Annotated in this window: 17 protein-coding genes; 7 read left to right on the forward strand and 10 right to left on the reverse strand. The window is 41.6% G+C overall.

Annotation, left to right across the window (positions count from 1 at the left end):
* The 3 genes from B5771_RS00005 to B5771_RS24595 form a co-directional block, all read left to right on the forward strand.
* On the forward strand, positions 1-896 hold an 896-nt coding region (locus tag B5771_RS00005), incomplete at its 5' end, for an RNA-guided endonuclease TnpB family protein (protein WP_088185715.1).
* A 147-nt stretch (positions 897-1,043) separates the two neighbouring features.
* Complete coding sequence (locus B5771_RS00010) at positions 1,044-1,325, forward strand: GGDEF domain-containing protein (protein WP_242966677.1); 282 nt, start codon at positions 1,044-1,046, stop codon at positions 1,323-1,325.
* Positions 1,326-1,333: 8 nt separating this feature from the next.
* Positions 1,334-1,444, forward strand: a complete 111-nt coding sequence (locus tag B5771_RS24595; RefSeq protein WP_242966678.1) for a hypothetical protein — start codon at positions 1,334-1,336, stop codon at positions 1,442-1,444.
* A 330-nt stretch (positions 1,445-1,774) separates the two neighbouring features.
* Here B5771_RS24595 and B5771_RS00015 read toward each other — a convergent pair whose 3' ends face one another.
* Genes B5771_RS00015 through B5771_RS00025 form a run of 3 tightly spaced genes read right to left on the reverse strand, consistent with a single transcriptional unit; the run spans position 1,775 to position 3,632 of the window.
* The gene (locus B5771_RS00015) at positions 1,775-2,572 is read right to left on the reverse strand and encodes a hypothetical protein (RefSeq protein ID WP_088185716.1); all 798 of its coding nucleotides are present in this window, start codon (positions 2,570-2,572) and stop codon (positions 1,775-1,777) included.
* Entirely contained in the window at positions 2,566-3,264 is a 699-nt protein-coding gene (locus tag B5771_RS00020; protein WP_088185717.1) for an ABC transporter ATP-binding protein, read from the reverse strand. The genes B5771_RS00015 and B5771_RS00020 overlap by 7 nt, the downstream gene beginning before the upstream one ends.
* Entirely contained in the window at positions 3,264-3,632 is a 369-nt protein-coding gene (locus tag B5771_RS00025; RefSeq protein WP_088185718.1) for a GntR family transcriptional regulator, read from the reverse strand. The genes B5771_RS00020 and B5771_RS00025 overlap by 1 nt, the downstream gene beginning before the upstream one ends.
* A 273-nt stretch (positions 3,633-3,905) precedes the next feature.
* On the opposite strand from B5771_RS00025, the gene B5771_RS00030 reads away from it, so the two are divergent.
* Together B5771_RS00030 and B5771_RS24020 are read left to right on the forward strand one after the other, a co-directional pair.
* A complete protein-coding gene (locus B5771_RS00030) occupies positions 3,906-4,463 on the forward strand; it encodes a DJ-1/PfpI family protein (RefSeq protein WP_047808546.1) in 558 nt (185 codons plus the stop codon).
* A gap of 199 nt (positions 4,464-4,662) precedes the next feature.
* Positions 4,663-4,827: a hypothetical protein gene (locus B5771_RS24020; protein ID WP_161796410.1), complete on the forward strand. Its 165-nt coding sequence runs from the start codon at positions 4,663-4,665 to the stop codon at positions 4,825-4,827.
* A gap of 73 nt (positions 4,828-4,900) precedes the next feature.
* Here the strand turns inward: B5771_RS24020 and B5771_RS00035 are convergent, their stop codons facing one another.
* From B5771_RS00035 to B5771_RS00065, 7 genes are all read right to left on the reverse strand, one after another.
* Complete coding sequence (locus B5771_RS00035) at positions 4,901-5,758, reverse strand: pyridoxamine kinase (protein ID WP_088185719.1); 858 nt, start codon at positions 5,756-5,758, stop codon at positions 4,901-4,903.
* Between the two features lie 221 nt (positions 5,759-5,979).
* Positions 5,980-7,377, reverse strand: coding sequence for a sigma-54 dependent transcriptional regulator (locus tag B5771_RS00040; RefSeq protein ID WP_088185720.1), 1,398 nt, complete (start codon positions 7,375-7,377; stop codon positions 5,980-5,982).
* Positions 7,378-7,382: 5 nt separating this feature from the next.
* On the reverse strand, positions 7,383-9,518 hold the full coding sequence (locus B5771_RS00045) for an ATP-binding protein (protein ID WP_088185721.1): 2,136 nt from the start codon (positions 9,516-9,518) through the stop codon (positions 7,383-7,385).
* A gap of 224 nt (positions 9,519-9,742) precedes the next feature.
* A complete protein-coding gene (locus tag B5771_RS00050; RefSeq protein WP_088185722.1) occupies positions 9,743-10,111 on the reverse strand; it encodes a hypothetical protein in 369 nt (122 codons plus the stop codon).
* A gap of 240 nt (positions 10,112-10,351) precedes the next feature.
* Complete coding sequence (locus B5771_RS00055; protein WP_088185723.1) at positions 10,352-11,701, reverse strand: putative sulfate exporter family transporter; 1,350 nt, start codon at positions 11,699-11,701, stop codon at positions 10,352-10,354.
* A gap of 632 nt (positions 11,702-12,333) precedes the next feature.
* Positions 12,334-13,683: a putative sulfate exporter family transporter gene (locus tag B5771_RS00060; protein ID WP_088185724.1), complete on the reverse strand. Its 1,350-nt coding sequence runs from the start codon at positions 13,681-13,683 to the stop codon at positions 12,334-12,336.
* Positions 13,684-13,885: 202 nt separating this feature from the next.
* A complete protein-coding gene (locus B5771_RS00065) occupies positions 13,886-14,107 on the reverse strand; it encodes a hypothetical protein (protein ID WP_047808549.1) in 222 nt (73 codons plus the stop codon).
* A 428-nt stretch (positions 14,108-14,535) separates the two neighbouring features.
* Between B5771_RS00065 and B5771_RS00070 the strand changes: the two genes are divergently transcribed.
* Together B5771_RS00070 and B5771_RS00075 are read left to right on the forward strand one after the other, a co-directional pair.
* A complete protein-coding gene (locus tag B5771_RS00070; protein WP_047808550.1) occupies positions 14,536-15,084 on the forward strand; it encodes an isochorismatase family protein in 549 nt (182 codons plus the stop codon).
* Between the two features lie 206 nt (positions 15,085-15,290).
* Positions 15,291-15,920: an SOS response-associated peptidase gene (locus B5771_RS00075; RefSeq protein WP_242966679.1), complete on the forward strand. Its 630-nt coding sequence runs from the start codon at positions 15,291-15,293 to the stop codon at positions 15,918-15,920.
* Positions 15,921-16,002 lie beyond the last annotated feature (82 nt).

A 16,002-nucleotide genomic window follows, 5' to 3' on the forward strand; every position in this document is an offset into this window, starting at 1 on the left:
AGAGTGTTTTCACGACGTACAAAAAAACGGTTAAAGCAAACGCCAAACTAAAACCTGAAGAACAGAAAGAAATTAAAGTCCCTATACTCAAAAAAGCGGTAGCTATCTGGAACAATCAAAACTATGCCATTAAAGGCAATATACTCTCGTTTCCTGTAATTATTGACGGCAAATCACAGCGTCTTGAGATTGAAGCTATCCTAACGAATTATCAGCAAGAACGGCTGATCGGTAAATTGGGCAGCCTTAGAATAACGCAAAAGTCAGGTAACTATATGGCTCAAATCGCTGTTGAAGCTGCTAAACAACTCAATATAGCCGATAAGGTTATGGGTGTTGATTTAGGGCTTAAAGTTCCTGCTGTGACTACAACTGAATCTGGTAAAACTAAATTCTTCGGTAATGGCAGACAAAATAAGTTTATCAAGCGTAAATATCGGTCAGTTCGTAGAAAACTTGGCAAACTGAAGAAACTCAAAGCTATACGAAAACGCCATGATAAAGAACAACGTTGGATGAACGATACTGACCATAAAGTGAGCCGACAGATCGTAAATTTCGCGAAAGAAAACAATGTGGGAGTCATTCGATTAGAAAAACTTTCTGGTATACGCCAGACGGCAAGAACAAGCCGTAAAAACGAGAAGAATCTACATACTTGGAGCTTCTATCGCCTAGCATCGTTTATCGAGTACAAGGCCTTTCTGGAAGGTATTCGAGTTGAATACGTCAATCCAAAATACACTAGCCAAACATGCCCGTCTTGTGGTAAACGTAACCATGCTAAAGACAGAAAGTATCAATGTGAATGTGGATTTAAGGCTCATCGAGATCGAGTTGGGGCGATAAATATAATCTCAGCAACTGTGGTAGCTGGTAACAGGCTATCAGCCTAGAGTACCATTGTGTACTGCTCTAGGACGGGCTAATGGCATAGCCCTGAACTTGGGGTCATACTCCGATACTAGAAATAGATTTTGGTTTAATCACCCAAGAATCCCACCGGCTTCAGCCGTGGGAGTGTCAATTTAGCTAATCAGAAGATGTTAAAGTTTCAGGAGCAGTTAAAAACAGCGAACCAACGATTAAAACGTCTTGCGACAATTGATGAGGTTACGGGAATTTCCAATAGGCGTTCCTTTGAAAATACTTTTAAAAAAGAATGGAACCGCTGTCTGCGAGAAGGAAAAGACCTTTCCCTAATCCTTGTGGATATCGATAATTTTAAACGCTACAATGACAGTTATGGTCATTTGCAAGGCGATAAGTGCCTAAGGAAAGTTGCCAAAGTCTTGTTTCCTACATTACCATTAGCCTTGGTTTAGCTACTATTATGCCTACATTTGGAGAAAATCACATGAATCTAGTTAAAGCAGCAGACCAAAAACTGTATCAGGCTAAAGACCAAGGTCGCAATCGAATATGTTCAGTTCGCCTACGGTGAGTTCTTTCTTGAATGAACACTTATGAGAATGATTAAAAGAAGCGATCGTTTTCCAGACAAAAGGAAATGATCGCTTTTATAGTTGCAAGGGCTATTAACAATTAGACATTATCGTTAAAATGCTGCCTGAATTGGCCGGTAAGGTTGCCGAACCGCTCCGAAGATGTTAAAAAATGTATCTGGAATTGATCTGGAGAAAATGGTGAAACAACTGACGAAGAGAGCAGAAGTTTAATTGCCCAATGGAAAAAGAACCCTCCCGCCGCCCAAAATGGAGCTGCGGGAGGGTTCCGATCATTTGCATATCTATCCAATCGTAGACTTCCGAGTTTACTCCAGATTTAGGCGTCTGCTCAAAATATAGTTGGTCACAGCAAAGTAAGCTGCACATGGAATTGCAATCAGAATGAATCCGCATGCAAAAATTAGTTCTGAGTGGACGAACTTATTGGAAGTAATATTAAAGAGCGAAAAACCAGCAAAGTGGGCTATTCTCGGTACCTGAAAGGCAAGTACGAGATAGATTTGACTTAGTGTCGTGAGACCAATAAAGGCTCCGAGGGATGATAGTATTTTATGGCGAGCGAACAGATGTCCGATAGCTATGGAAGCGTAAACAATTAAAATACATGATGCCAAGGTCATCAAACCACCTAAGATTAACTCAAACAGCAAAAAGTAGTCAGAAGCCCCAAAATGTCCTATCATTTGCTTATAAATTGCGGCTAAAGCCTGTAGGATGGCGCCGAGAGTTCCTGGTTTGTAAGTGATTATTTCAATCGAAAGCATGGCTGTGATGGCACTGGCAATAATCCACATCATAGATATCAGAAGTTTACTCATAATATGCTGCCAGGACTTTACGGGAAGCGTATACATTAAATAGCCTTCATCAGTTAACAGGTTTTTATGAAAACGTTGAATCATGACAGTAAAGGTCATCACGAACATTGCAGCCATAATAATGCTATAAATAATCATAGTTATAACTGCAGGTGTGGTCCATGTTGGATGTTTAAAAGCGAAAAGCATTTTATTTATAGCGGCAAAGACCAGCAGAGAAAGAAAGATAGGAAGGAATAGTCTTCCTGTTGCCTTAACCTCGTATTTTAAAAGTTTGGTTAGCATTTGAATACCTCCCTGAACAAGAGATCTACAGATTTTCCTTTGGCATCGCGGATGTCGTCGACTGAAGAGGTCATAACCACTTTGCCTTGATTGAGAAAGATGACATAGTCTAATATTTTTTCAATATCCGCTATAAGGTGGGAAGAGATAATCACCGTGGCATTTTCATTATAATTACTTAAAATTGTTTCCAGAATATAATCCCTTGCCGCCGGGTCGACCCCGCCTATAGGTTCATCTAAAAAGTAAAGCTCTGCTTCTCTGCTCATCACAAGAATGAGCTGTACTTTCTCCTTTGTTCCTTTAGACATGGTTTTCAGCCGGTCATCAGGGCTGATATTCAGGCGTTTAAGCATATCATAAGCCTTTTCGGCTTTAAAATTATCATAGAAATCAGAGAAAAATTCAATGATTTGCCGAACGCGCATCCAATCATTCAGATAAGTTCTTTCCGGTAGATATGACACAATTTTCTTGGTTTCAATGCCAGGTTGTTGGCCGCCAATGAGGATTTGACCGGAAGTGGGAGTTAAGAGTTCGTTGGCAAGCTTAATGAGGGTGCTTTTTCCGCTGCCGTTAGGGCCGAGAAGTCCTACAATTTGCCCGCGTTCAATTTTTAGATCAACATCAGATAAGGCTGTTTTGCTGCCGAATTTCTTTGTCAGGCCGCTGCATTCAAAAATAGTGCTCATTACTTCAGCTCCTTTGCCATAGTTGTGATAATTGTTAAAATCTCCTTTTGCTCAAAGCCCATTAGCCGCATTTTTTCTAAAAACTCGAAGATTTGATCCCGAGCCAGCTTAGTTTTAGCAACTTCAATCATACTCGCATCCTCCGTTATCGACCGACCGCTGGTGCGGTGGGTTATTATGAGGCCGTCTTCCTCTAATTTTGCCAGAGCTCTTTGCATGGTATTGGGATTTACCGCAGCTTCTTGTGCCATATCCCGTACTGAAGGCAGTTTTGACCCTGGCGGATAAGTTCCGGAAAACACCATCAGCTTGATTTGTTCGACAAGCTGGGTATAAATGGGTCTGTCAGATTTCAAATCCCATGGCATGCGATCACCTCGTGTATTATTGTATTAAGCGCTTAATACAATAATACACCTTTTTGAACTGCTGTCAAGATATAAGATTCTCTGAGAGTAATGTGAAGTGATCAGAAGGCAATTCATTGAGAAATAGTGAACTCGTTCAGCTAAAGCTAGCCCATAATAAATGCGATTGCGCGTAATTGCAATTGAATAAATATTCTAATTTTGTTCCCTGCGTTCAGCTCTTATGTTATATAATAAAAATATGTTATTTATATTACTGAAGGAGGATTTTAGATGTCGAAAAAGATTCTGATCATTGCCGGTGATGCCGTAGAAGCTCTCGAAATTTACTATCCCTATTTTCGCGTTTTAGAAGAAGGATTTGGAGCTGTTATTGCTTCGCCAAACAAGAAAGTGCTGCGTACCGTTGTTCATGATTTTGAGGGCTGGGAAACATATACTGAGAAACCTGGATATCAGCTGGAATCTCATATTTCTTTTGTTGATGTTGTTCCAACCCAATATGATGGTTTGATTATTCCCGGCGGCCGCGCTCCGGAGTATATTCGACTTGATGAGAATATTCCCCGCATTGTTGGGCATTTCTTGGAGGCTGGCAAGCCAGTAGGGGTAATCTGTCACGCAGCTCTTGTGCTGAGTGCTTTAAACGATAAAAAGTATTTCCAAGGGCGTACCATGACGGCTTACACAGCTTGCAGCCTTGATGTGGAGAGTTTAGGTGCAACGTATACTAAAGAAACACTTCATGTTGACAACAATATCGTTTCCGGTCACGCTTGGCCTGATCTTCCTGGTTTTATGAGAGAATTTCTTAAGTTAGTAAGGAAATAAAGTGATCAAGGTCAAGGACGTTTCTACCGAATGTAAACTGATCAAAGAAGCTCTCCACTGCATGGAGAGCTCTTTTTTAGTGTTCACTAATTCTAATGGCTTATATAGAATTTTTCTCAAAGCAGGAAATTGCTTAGTTGATGTCTAATTAGCAATACATAAAACCATATTTTACCAATAATATTGGGAGGTTAGAGGAATGGCAAAAGGACCGACTAAGGAACAATTCAAAATCCTGCTAAAAGAGGAAATTGCAGCATGGGAAAAGAGGGCTAGTGAGTTAAGAGGGAAACTGAAAGAACAAGCAATAGGACGAAAATTAGAATGTGAATGTTTATTGGATGCGTTTGAAGGAAACATTTGAAAATAAACATTGCAAGATAGAAAGCGCCTTCGTCATTGTAGACGAGGGCGCTGTTTGTAGTCGTCTTATTGAGTTATTCAGCCTGCAGTCCCAATTGTTGGATAAGATAGGGGATGGCTCTTTCAAAGCAAACGCCGTAGCGTTTCTCCAACCCTAAATTTTCCGTCAAGCGTATACACTTAAGAGTGTAGTTCACAGCAATTTGCAAGGCATCTTCAAGGGAAAAATCATTTAACAGCCCTGATAATAAGGCACTGCTGAAAACGTCTCCTGTGCCGTGGAAGTAGCCGTCAACTTTTTCATTGAAGGCATAGCTGATTTTCTCTGTGCTGCTCTCAAAGGAGGCGGCTCCTAATTTGTTCTTTTCAAAGGAAACACCCGTTAGGACAACCTTTTTCGCTCCCAGAGCTGAGAGCCTTTTTAGCAGTGCTTCAATATACTCCTGGGAGTAATTTTCCCCGATGTATTCCTCTTCTAAGAGAAAAGCGGCTTCCGTCAGATTTGGTACGATAATATCTGCTTTAGCGCATAATTTACTCATTCCCTTGGCCATTTCCGGAGAGTAAACGGAATATAAAATCCCATTGTCTGCCATAACCGGATCGACCATGACGAGAGTTTCGTTGTTTCGAAATGTGTCAAAGAGGCCTGCCACTAAATCAATTTGCTCAAAGGACCCTAAAAATCCGCTGTATAAAGCGTCAAATTTCAGATTGAGTGACTGCCAATGTTTAGAGATGGGTTCAATATCGCTTGTTAAATCTCTATAGGTAAACCCTTCGAAACCTCCGGTATGGGTGGATAAGATCGCTGTGGGCAAGACGCCGGTATCAAACCCGGCTGCCGAGAGAATTGGCAGAGCCACCGTTAGGGAACACCTGCCGACACAAGAGATATCATGAATTGCTGCGACTCTTTTTTGTTTGTCCATTTGTTGATAAATCCTCCTTAATATTCAAGCAATAATTAAAGCAAAGTTTGTTTTTGACTCAAGTATTAATTTATCTATTTGTAAGACTTCCACTTCTACAAGCGGAAGTGGTTCCCGTACCCTGCTTCGGGGTAGAGTCTATCCTTCGGCCGCGAAAGAGTTTGTTATGGGCTTGCTTTCAGCAAAGAGTCTACATGACACTTTCGTCAAATCTATCATAGTTAATGGTTAGATGGCTCACTCTCATAACTCTGTAACTTTCGATACAGATTTCGCACGCTGATGCCTAATAAGCTGGCTGTTTGAGTTTTATTGCCTTTGGACCTTTTGAGAGCAGCAGCGATGTAGTGCTTTTCAACGTCTTCTAAAGTTGGATAATGATTATTACGGAAAAGATTAAAAAATTCTTCGTCTGAATCAAAGGAAGAAGGTGTTTGCTGAATTTGTTCTGAGTCCCCCCAAATGTCTTTAGGGGCTATCTTTCCGTCGACGGCTAAAATCCGTCCGCGTTCAATGAGATGGAAAAGTTCACGAACATTACCGGGATAACTATATTTGAGAAGCTGTTCCTTGGTTTCAGGCAACAAACTGTAAGCAGGCTGGCGAAATTTATTGCTTTGGTTCTCAAGAAAATAGTTAGCCAGAGGAAGGATATCGCCCCGACGTTCACGCAAAGGAGGAACAATTAAAGTTAAGCCGTTTAAACGGTAGAACAAATCCTCGCGAAACTTTCCCTGACTGACTTCCTGACGAAGGTCTCGATTGGTTGCCGCAACAATCCTAACGTTTACCCGCCGCAGACGAGTATCCCCGACACGCCGGAATTCACCACTTTCTAAGAACCTTAATAATTTAATCTGAATGGATAAAGGCATTTCCCCGATTTCATCGAGGAAGAGGGTCCCTTTATCAGCCATTTCAACTAAACCAATTTTCTGAGTTCCTGCACCAGTAAAGGCTCCTTTTTCATGTCCGAAAAGTTCACTCTCAATTAAAGGTTCTGGAATGGCCCCGGAGTTTACTGGAATGAAAGACATGTTAACTCGCGAGCTGCAGAGATGAATGGTTTTAGCGATTAACTCTTTGCCTACCCCGCTTTCTCCCTGAATGAGGACAGAGGCATCGGTTTGAGCAACCTTTTCGGTCATTTCAAGAAGTGCCGTCATGGGTGCACTTTCGGCGATTATTTTCAGTTCTGGGGTTTGACGGTTCACAGCTTGCCTTAGTCCTTTATTTTCACGCAATAACTCTCGTTTTTCAAGAGCTTTTTGCAGCGTAATTTCAAGTTCAGACAAGTTACAAGGTTTGGTCAGGTAATCATATGCTCCCAGTTTCATCGCTTCAATGGCGGATTCAATCGTACCATTCCCGGTTAACATAACGACCTGAAGATCAGGTTGGATTTGTTTAAAGGTCGGTAAAAGGTTAAGTCCATCACCATCCGGCAGCTTGATATCCAGAAGGACAGCATCAAGCTGAGTATCCTTGAGAAATGTTAGGCCTTCTTGAGCGGTGCCGGCTTCTAATATTTCGTAGCCTCTACGCTTTAAGCGCTGGGCTATTATGCTCCGCAACGCTTCCTCATCGTCTAAGATCAGTACTTTTTGCTGAAATTTCATCAGTTTTAATCACCTGCCTTATGGAAGGGCAAGGTTATTTTCACACATGTTCCTTGACCTTCTGTACTTTCTAATGACATTGTGCCTTGCATTTTCAGAACAATTCCGTAGCTGACATATAACCCTAATCCCGTTCCTTGGCCGACGGATTTCGTTGTAAAGAAGGGGTCAAGGGCTTTCTTCAGATTGGTATGAGAGATTCCCTCGCCATAATCCTGTACTATGAAATTGATAGTTTCCCTCTCGCGGCGGCCTTTAACCTCGATTATTCCACCTTCAGAAGAAGCATCCAAGGCATTGGTAAGCAGATTGAGGACAACTTGCTGCCATTCATTTTCATTGCCTAGGGAGTAAAGGCTATTTTCTATTTGGAGTTGGATTTTCAGTTGCTTTTGCTTCGCTTTATGGGCTAAAAGTTCTAATGCCTGAAGGCTGGCGGCGCCTATATCAATGAGGTCATTGGCATTTTCATTGCGTTTACGGGCAAATCCAAGCAAACGATCCGTAATCTGCTTGCAGCGAACGATTTGCTCCAAGACGACGTTGAAGCCGGTTTTAATTTCCTCATAAGTTGGTTCCTGGCCATCTTCAGTCATACGGTCCAGTAAGTCTTCACAATGGGCTGCGACGATTGCCAGAGGATTGTTGATCTCATGAGCTACCCCTGAGGCCAATAAACCAATGGCTGCCATTTTATCGGTTTCAATCATGCGGGCTTCCATTTCTACTTCCTGAGTAACGTCTTCAAGCAATAACAAGTAAGCTGCATTCTCCGGATTATCCGGTAATAAATTGTAATACATCTGACGAAAATGATGGCGTTCTTCGTGCACAAACACAGAAAGAGTACGGCCGTTTTCTGGCTGGACGTCCTGTATGCTTTGACTGTTAATAACTTGGTCACAGGGAAGGTTTGCTAAAAGTTCTCCGAACCACTCCGCAAACTTCGTATTCCACCAAATAATCTTTTTCTCCGGATTCAAGAGAACCATCCCGGCGCCAATTCCATCGACAACAGTAGTCAAAAGCTCTTTTTCATTCTTTAAGTTTTCGTTTTTCTGATCAAGGAAGTTCAACAACTGGTTAAAGGATTTAACCAATCTGCCGATTTCATCCCAGCTTTCAATTGGAATATGGGACTCTAAGTTTCCGGTTGAAATGATTTGCTGGACTTGGGTTTCAAGGTTTTCAATGGGATGAACGACCTGTAAGCCAAAGGCAATACTCAAAATCATGACTAAAGCCATGATCAATATGGCGATCATGATGAGACGTAAGGCAAAATCATAAATTGGTTTATTAGCTTCATGAGCGGGTTGTTCAATAACCACTGCCCAATTTGGTATCCCCACGGAGGCAAAGGCTCCAACAACGGGTACACCGCTGAGACTTTTATACTCGCTTCCTTGAGAATAGGCTTTTCCTTCTATAAAGCTTTGGACAGCGGGATTTTCGCGGATTTTTTCGGTATGCGACATGCGTGCGGAATCTGTTGTGCCAATTAAATTTCCAGTCTGATCAACTAAAAATATGTATTCGCCGTTACCTAATTGGAGATTGTGGTAGTTGTTGATAATGGTCGTGACGTCAATTTTGGCTTGGAGATACCCGATTTTTCGCTTTGTTGCAGGATCCTGAACGGTTACTGTTAAATAGATTTTCGGGCGCTTGTCACTAGAGAAAAACACGTTGCTGATTGCCGAAAACATATCCGGGGAAATGGGATTCTCAAGTTTAAGCGCAGGGGAAGGCTGTGTTATTTCTTCGTGAAGAGAAATTTGATCGATGACCTTATAATTTGCGTCGGTAACCTTTATTTCTTCGATCAAGGGCTCCTTTTGCAAAAGAGTTTCTAAAATGATCTGTCGCGACATTTTATCGTTTCCGACGAGGGCGCAGGCACTTGTCGTTTTGGTAAGGATAAGACTGTTTTCGAGATTTGTAAAGGTATCATTTATTTCATGGGCCAGGACTGTCACCTGTTCAAAATTCTGAGCGTATATATCTTTTTCAAGATTTTGACTTACGGACGTAAAACCTAAATACCCAAGAAAGAAGAGTGGGAGAATGGACATGGTGACACCAAATAACAAAAAATGAACTTTGATCCGCATCCACCAAGGAATTGAGCTGTTTTTCACCCTTTGGCCTCCATCCGCTGTCTTAATTTCCCACAATGACTATCTACTTCTAGTGTAGCACGAGTCCGAATACTTTTGTCTCCCTGCCATGAATTTTAAGGAAAAAGAATAAGACAAAAAAAGGATGCAGACCTTTTTTAGTCAACATCCATAGCCGTTTTAGCAGGTAAGAACAATTATTCGCATTATAGTAATGGATATAATGTGATTTTCAGAAACAAGGCTTAAAGGACTCCCCATTTGCGGGTGTACTCCAACTTGATGATGTACTCATCTTTGTGGAAGCCATGGCTGCTCAAAACATTAATAACATTATTAACCTCAAAGGATTGGGTTTCCATTTGGACAAAGCCTTTCCTTCCGGTGATGGCCCAGTCATCATGAGCTTCCAGGAGTACTTCCATCATCCGGGCGATATTTTCTAAGCGGTCCGTCAAATAGTTCTTCCATAATCTGATATCCTCCGGCCCGATGTCTTTCCCCAGTGTCACTTCGGTTATAAGCTTGTTTTCTTTGTTCTTAAGTTTAGGAAAATTTTGATGATAGAATTGGATAATTACTCGTTGTACACAGGTCTCGTTGTTAATATTCATTGGTCTGACTCCTATTCCCCAATCAATCTATATCGTTACACTGAACCTGCAAACAAACATGTTCTCCGTTTTATTTTAACGTTTTTCCGACTATAGGTATAGGGCAAAAAAACCTTTGCGAAGGTTTTTTTGCCCTATCAGAACTATAACCTTCGACTGAATATTTTCCTCCAGCATAAGTGCAGCTACTTGCCGCTCTTTCGCCTGAGGCTGCAAGAAGGGTTGATTCAATTTTAAAGATCACTTAACTAATTGCCAGAAACCTCCGAGAATAATGGTAGAGAAGATGAATCCTAAGGGAACGTTGACACAAACGCCGGCTGTGAAAGCCGCAAAAGGCTTCCAGCCTACGGATGTTAAATCGCGAAAACGAGTTGTTAAACCGATGCAGAGGAAGGTGAAAATGAAGGTCCAACTTCTTAATACTTTTATAGGGTTTATAACATCTGCCGTTACAGAGGCGGCGGCATGAGGGCTGGATGTTGCCACAATAATTGTTAAGAGTATAGATGCTATGAAGAAACCAATAACAAATTTGGGAAAACGGTACCAGATTTCACCGGCTTGGGGTTTGGCATTACTTTCGTCTTTTTCCCATTTTGTTACAGAAATTAAAGCCATAATGAAGCACCAGATTCCAATCCACATATCACGGCCTACGACCTTCATAAGCGTAAAGGTTCTGATAGCTTGTTCACTAATGGCCGCAGCTGCAGCCATTCCGGCGGCATCAGCAAATTCTGAGGTTCCAATCCATGCACCGCCGGGGCCATCAGGAATTCCAAAGGCTTTAATGACAAAAGGCAAGCCAATAACCATAACGATAGCCCAGACGACAACCAAGGAAATAGCAACAGAAACATGCTGCTTTTCGGATTTGACCGCACTGCCGATGGCGATAGAAGCCGAAACACCACAGATTGATCCGCCGGCGGCTAAGGTCGCTGCAAAACGGTGATCGAGTTTCAAAACACGTGTGCCTACAAAATAAATCGTTAAATAAGTGGACACAGCAATAACCGTTGCTTGCAGAAAGGCGGCCGGTCCGGCTTGCATAATCATTGTAAAAGGAAGAGTCGCTCCTAAGAGAACAATTCCTGTCTTGACATAGAATTCCGTTCTTAATGAGGTATTAAACCATTCCGGCAGGTTAAACAGATTAGCTATAATCATTCCGATGACCAAAGCCCAAAGGGGAGACTCCAGATTATAGTGATTGGAAAATTTGCTTGCGCCTAGAATATAGATGACGATACTGGCAATAAAGATGATTGTAAAACCGAGGATAAATTGCCCAACTTTATGCCCTAGGGTTTTAATGGCTACGGTAAAAATTACGGTGAATACTAACCATAACAGGAAAAGATTCATGAGATTGGCCGAAAGGAAGGCGGCTATTTTACTAAAATCAGTCCAGTTTCCCGGGAAATTTACAGAGATGGATTTAATAAAGGTGTTGCCGGAGGTCCATAATAAAAGAGCAACGACAACGATGCCAAGGCCTAACCATACTGCCCAATAATCCTCTTTCTTAAATAAATCCCCCAATCCGCCTGATGGCCTTGTTTGGGTCTTCATATTAGTACTCATTGGTTCTGCACTCCTTTTGCTTTTCGATATGATCTTTTAGTTATCTTGAGCGAGGTTCTTGTTAAAATTCCCCTAAATCACTCCCTTTGCATTTTCTGTATCCAGCAACTGTTAATACTTTCCCGTTGTTCTAAGCTTCATTGCATAAAGAATAATGAGGACTGTTCTCTGAAGGGGTTTAAAACGTTTACTGGATACATGAAACCTATTAGTTTGATTTCGATATAATCATATAAGCAATAATTATGCCAAGTTTATTCTAGATAAAGATTCGCTTAGATAGGCCTCTTAGTGCTTTAATATGGAAGCTTTTGATTTTCCGGAATCGTGACAATTTGTCACTTGTGACAAATTGTCCTGCCAAAATGTCTTGGAGAGTGGCAGTGAACTCGAAGTGGGGTCGTAAAAACTGGATAAAAAAAACCCTCGCAGACAATTATCTGCAGAGAGTTTCGAGCAAAGTCAAAATTATTAACATCAATTATCATTTTAACTATTTATCCAATCTTAAGATTCTCTCTTCTATAAGTGGGAGCGTCCCATATCTTCCTTCGCTGGAGTAGAGCTCCTTACCGAAATCCCGGCGTTCAGCTTTAGCAGGACGAGTTCACTATGTTATCGCTTATTACGTATTATTTAATTGTTGTCCAATAGTTCCCCATAATTACCACCGACAACAAATAGCCTAGAGGAATATTGACCAATACGCCGGCAGTGAAAGCTGCAAACGGTTTCCATCCAACGGAAGCAAGTTCCTTCAGGCGGCTGGACAAACCGATGGAGAGAAAGGTGAAGATAAATGTCCAATTTCGTAATTCGATAATCGGATTAATAATAGTTTCATCAAGTGTTTTGGCAGTCATTACATCAGAAGACGCTGCTAAAAAGGTTATGATGATCGAGGCAATAATGAATCCTAAAACGAATTTTGGGAAGCGAATCCAAATATCAAGAGCATTTGGGTTTGTGTCACGATATCGTTTATCCCATCTTGTGATCGACGTAAGAGCCATAATAAAACACCAGATCCCAATAAACATATCACGACCCACAACTTTCATGAGTGTGAACGTTTTGATGGCTTGTTCATTAATGGCTGCCGCTGCCGCCATGCCGGGAGCATCAGCAAATTCAGCGGTTCCGATCAAAGCTCCTGCCGGACCAGGCAAAATATTCAGGGCTTTAATGGCCAGGGGGAGAATGAAAATCATGATGATGGAGCAAAGAATAACCAAAGAAATGGCCATTGACACATGTTGCTTTTCAGCTTTAACAGTCCCTCCCATAGCAATAGAAGCAGAAACGCCACAGATAGAACCTCCTGCTGCCAGAGTTGCAGCGAAGCGCTTATCAAGGGAGAAAAGTCGTGTCCCTGTCCAGTATATGGTCAGGAAGGTAGCAACAGCAATGATTGTTGCCTGAGCAAAAGCGGTGGAACCAGCTTGAAGAATTAGAATAAACGGCAGGGAAGCTCCCATTAATACAATCCCGATTTTTACGTAAAACTGAGTTTGGAGTGCCGTACTTAACCAATAAGGTATCTTTAGGAAATTACTGATGATAAGGCCTACGACGAGGGCGAGAAGGGGAGTTTCAAAGTTATAGCGCTTCATCACATCCCAAGAACCCCACACTGAAACAAGAACACTCAAGAAAAAAAGAAAGCTGAATCCTACTATAAAGCGTTTTACTTCTCCAGTGAGCGCTTTAACGGCAATTGTAAATAAAACAAGAAAAAATAAGTAGAGGGTAAAAAGAGCACTTTTATGACTGCTGATGTAAGTAACAGCAGTTCTATAATCACTATAGTTTGGTACTTTAAGGACAATCCGGTTCAGAAAGTCATTTCCTAGACTCCAAAAAGCGATGGCTAATACTACAATTGTAAGACCCAACCACATTGCCCAATAATCTTCTTGTTTCCAAAGGTCGGACCAACCTCCGGACGGAGCAGTTGGTTTTTTGGCTGATACATAGCCCAATAGCATCCCTACCTTCCTCAACCGGCCTGAATTTAACTTAATACCATTATATACTAAGTCTGGGGCTAAGATGGACATAATCTTTGGCTTAGATGAATTTGTTTGGAGTGACTATTAAGAAAAATTATAAAAAAAAGCAGGCTTCCAGGATTTATGGAAAGCCTGCATTATGATATTCTGTTAAGAGAGGAGAGCTGACTTTTTAGGCGTTAAGGTAGTGGTATCCTTCTTTTTTGAGCATCTTTTTGACTTTAGTTAATTCCAGCGGATCAAAAAACTGAAGTTCTTTTCCGTTTCGAATGGTCCAAATTTGGGGGTTTAAATGTCCTTCTTTAATAAGTTTCTTAAATTTAAACCTTGATACTTCAAGGTAATATGTAGCTTCCGTAGTATTTAAGAGAGAATACCTGTATTGCGGGGTCATTGATACAGCCTCCTTTATAAGCTAAAATAAGCAGCTCATTTTAAGTAATGACGTCTCGGACCCAATACGCAGTAATAGCCTCACCTCTTTTCCTGAGCGCTACCCTTCCTTAATTATATACGTTGAGTATTAACGCAATATTAATAAAACTTTATGAGCAGGTTAATACTTGTAAAGACATGAAGCGGATAAGGCTAGAATAAAACGTATATAGAGTTGCTCTTCTTAAAATCTCCTGGTAACACCTGACGTGAACCGCAGGCCAATGAGGATAAGCGGATGAGTTTATCGCCATACTGTGCAGCTCGTTACGCATGCTCCTGCAAGTGTGGATTGGCCGAGTGACCTCGAAGCCAAGGACCGATGATCTAGCAACATACTCAACTAGCCTATTAGGGAAGAAAAAAATTTTAAGGGGGCGTGATATTATGGAAAAATACTGTTTAAACGGAGAAGAAGCAGTGTTGATGGCTATTGATATCCAAGAACGTTTGGTACCTTCAATGAAATATGGGGAAAAGGTTATTCAAAACACGAATATCTTAATTTCAATTATGAAAAAAATCGGAGCGCCAATCATTGCAACGGAACAATATCCTAAGGGTTTGGGGAAAACAGTTTCTGATGTCAGCAGCAATCTCGAAGGTTCCTTAACTATCGAAAAGAGTACCTTTAGTGGCTTTACCAGCGAAGTGACTTCTGCACTCCAAGGTATCGGAAGGAAAAAAATTATTATTACGGGAATGGAAACTCATGTTTGTGTATTTCAAACTGTAAGGGATTTATTATCTCAAGGTTACCAGGTTTTTGTAGCTAGTGATGCCGTATGCTCAAGAACGAAAGAAAATTACCGCAACGGACTATCACTTATGTCAGAGATGGGAGCAGTCATATCAAATACGGAAACCCTACTTTTTGATATCTTGAAGCAATCGGGGACGCCTCTTTTCAAGGAACTCTCTAAGCTGATAAAATAAAGGATTAAAGATGATCTAAGAGCAGCATCAAGTGGACTTGTTCAGTTAAAGTCGAACATTTGGGCTTCGGTGACGAAAGTGTCCTGTGGACACTTTCGTCGTAGTGCCTAGCCCATAACAAATTCTATCGCTTTGAAGGATGGATTCTCCCTCCCTACGAAGCAAGGTATGAGAACAACTCCCACTTAAAGTGGGAGTCTTATTATGTGTACCATCATGGCGTTTCAAATAAATTTGAACAAGAGTCGTATGTGGGCTTCCTAAGAATAATGAAGGATCCTGTTAAATTAGAAAGGTTGAATGTCAGGATGTGCGGTCGATTTTCCTTGATCCAGGTCAAAGATCTTGAAAAACGATTTGATTTTGTCCAACTTGAATTTGAGTTTGAGCCGCGCTTCAATATAGCACCGTCTCAGCTGGTTCCTGTAGTTGTACGAGAGAACGACTGCAACTATCTTCGGATGTTTCGCTGGGGCCTTATACCTTCTTGGGCTAAGGATGAACATTTGGGAAGCAAGATGATCAATGCTCGAGGAGAGACTTTAGGCGAAAAGCCGAGCTTTCGCAAATCTCTCGAGCAAAAACGCTGCCTGGTTTTAGCTGATGATGAGACAATACATCAGCGTATGCCTGTGATCTTGCCGGCAGACAAGGAATCCCTTTGGCTCAATGTTGAGGCAAGTTCCAGTCACGATGTTCAGGGCCTTCTGACGCCGTATCCGTCAGAACAGATGGTTGCCTTCGAAGTGTTGCCCTATGTTAATTCGCCGAGCTATGAAGGCCCTGAGTGTTTGACACTCCCACGGCTGAAGCCGGTGGGATTCTTGGGTGATTAAACCGAAATCTATTTCTAGTATCGGAGTATGACCCCAAGTTCAGGGCTATGCCATTAGCCCGTCCTAGAGCAGTACACAATGG

This window comes from Desulfosporosinus sp. FKA (assembly GCF_002196785.1).
GTDB lineage: Bacteria > Bacillota > Desulfitobacteriia > Desulfitobacteriales > Desulfitobacteriaceae > Desulfosporosinus > Desulfosporosinus acididurans.

Bases quoted from the DNA above. Each gene is read 5' to 3' on its own strand.
- B5771_RS00030 (WP_047808546.1), top strand. From the start codon at position 3,906: ATGTCGAAAAAGATTCTGATCATTGCCGGTGATGCCGTAGAAGCTCTC.
- B5771_RS00025 (WP_088185718.1), bottom strand. From the start codon at position 3,632: ATGCCATGGGATTTGAAATCTGACAGACCCATTTATACCCAGCTTGTC.
- B5771_RS00020 (WP_088185717.1), bottom strand. From the start codon at position 3,264: ATGAGCACTATTTTTGAATGCAGCGGCCTGACAAAGAAATTCGGCAGC.
- B5771_RS00035 (WP_088185719.1), bottom strand. From the start codon at position 5,758: ATGGACAAACAAAAAAGAGTCGCAGCAATTCATGATATCTCTTGTGTC.
- B5771_RS00070 (WP_047808550.1), top strand. From the start codon at position 14,536: ATGGAAAAATACTGTTTAAACGGAGAAGAAGCAGTGTTGATGGCTATT.
- B5771_RS24020 (WP_161796410.1), top strand. From the start codon at position 4,663: ATGGCAAAAGGACCGACTAAGGAACAATTCAAAATCCTGCTAAAAGAG.
- B5771_RS00040 (WP_088185720.1), bottom strand. From the start codon at position 7,377: ATGAAATTTCAGCAAAAAGTACTGATCTTAGACGATGAGGAAGCGTTG.
- B5771_RS00065 (WP_047808549.1), bottom strand. From the start codon at position 14,107: ATGACCCCGCAATACAGGTATTCTCTCTTAAATACTACGGAAGCTACA.
- B5771_RS00055 (WP_088185723.1), bottom strand. From the start codon at position 11,701: ATGAGTACTAATATGAAGACCCAAACAAGGCCATCAGGCGGATTGGGG.
- B5771_RS00015 (WP_088185716.1), bottom strand. From the start codon at position 2,572: ATGCTAACCAAACTTTTAAAATACGAGGTTAAGGCAACAGGAAGACTA.
- B5771_RS00050 (WP_088185722.1), bottom strand. From the start codon at position 10,111: ATGAATATTAACAACGAGACCTGTGTACAACGAGTAATTATCCAATTC.
- B5771_RS00010 (WP_242966677.1), top strand. From the start codon at position 1,044: ATGTTAAAGTTTCAGGAGCAGTTAAAAACAGCGAACCAACGATTAAAA.
- B5771_RS24595 (WP_242966678.1), top strand. From the start codon at position 1,334: ATGCCTACATTTGGAGAAAATCACATGAATCTAGTTAAAGCAGCAGAC.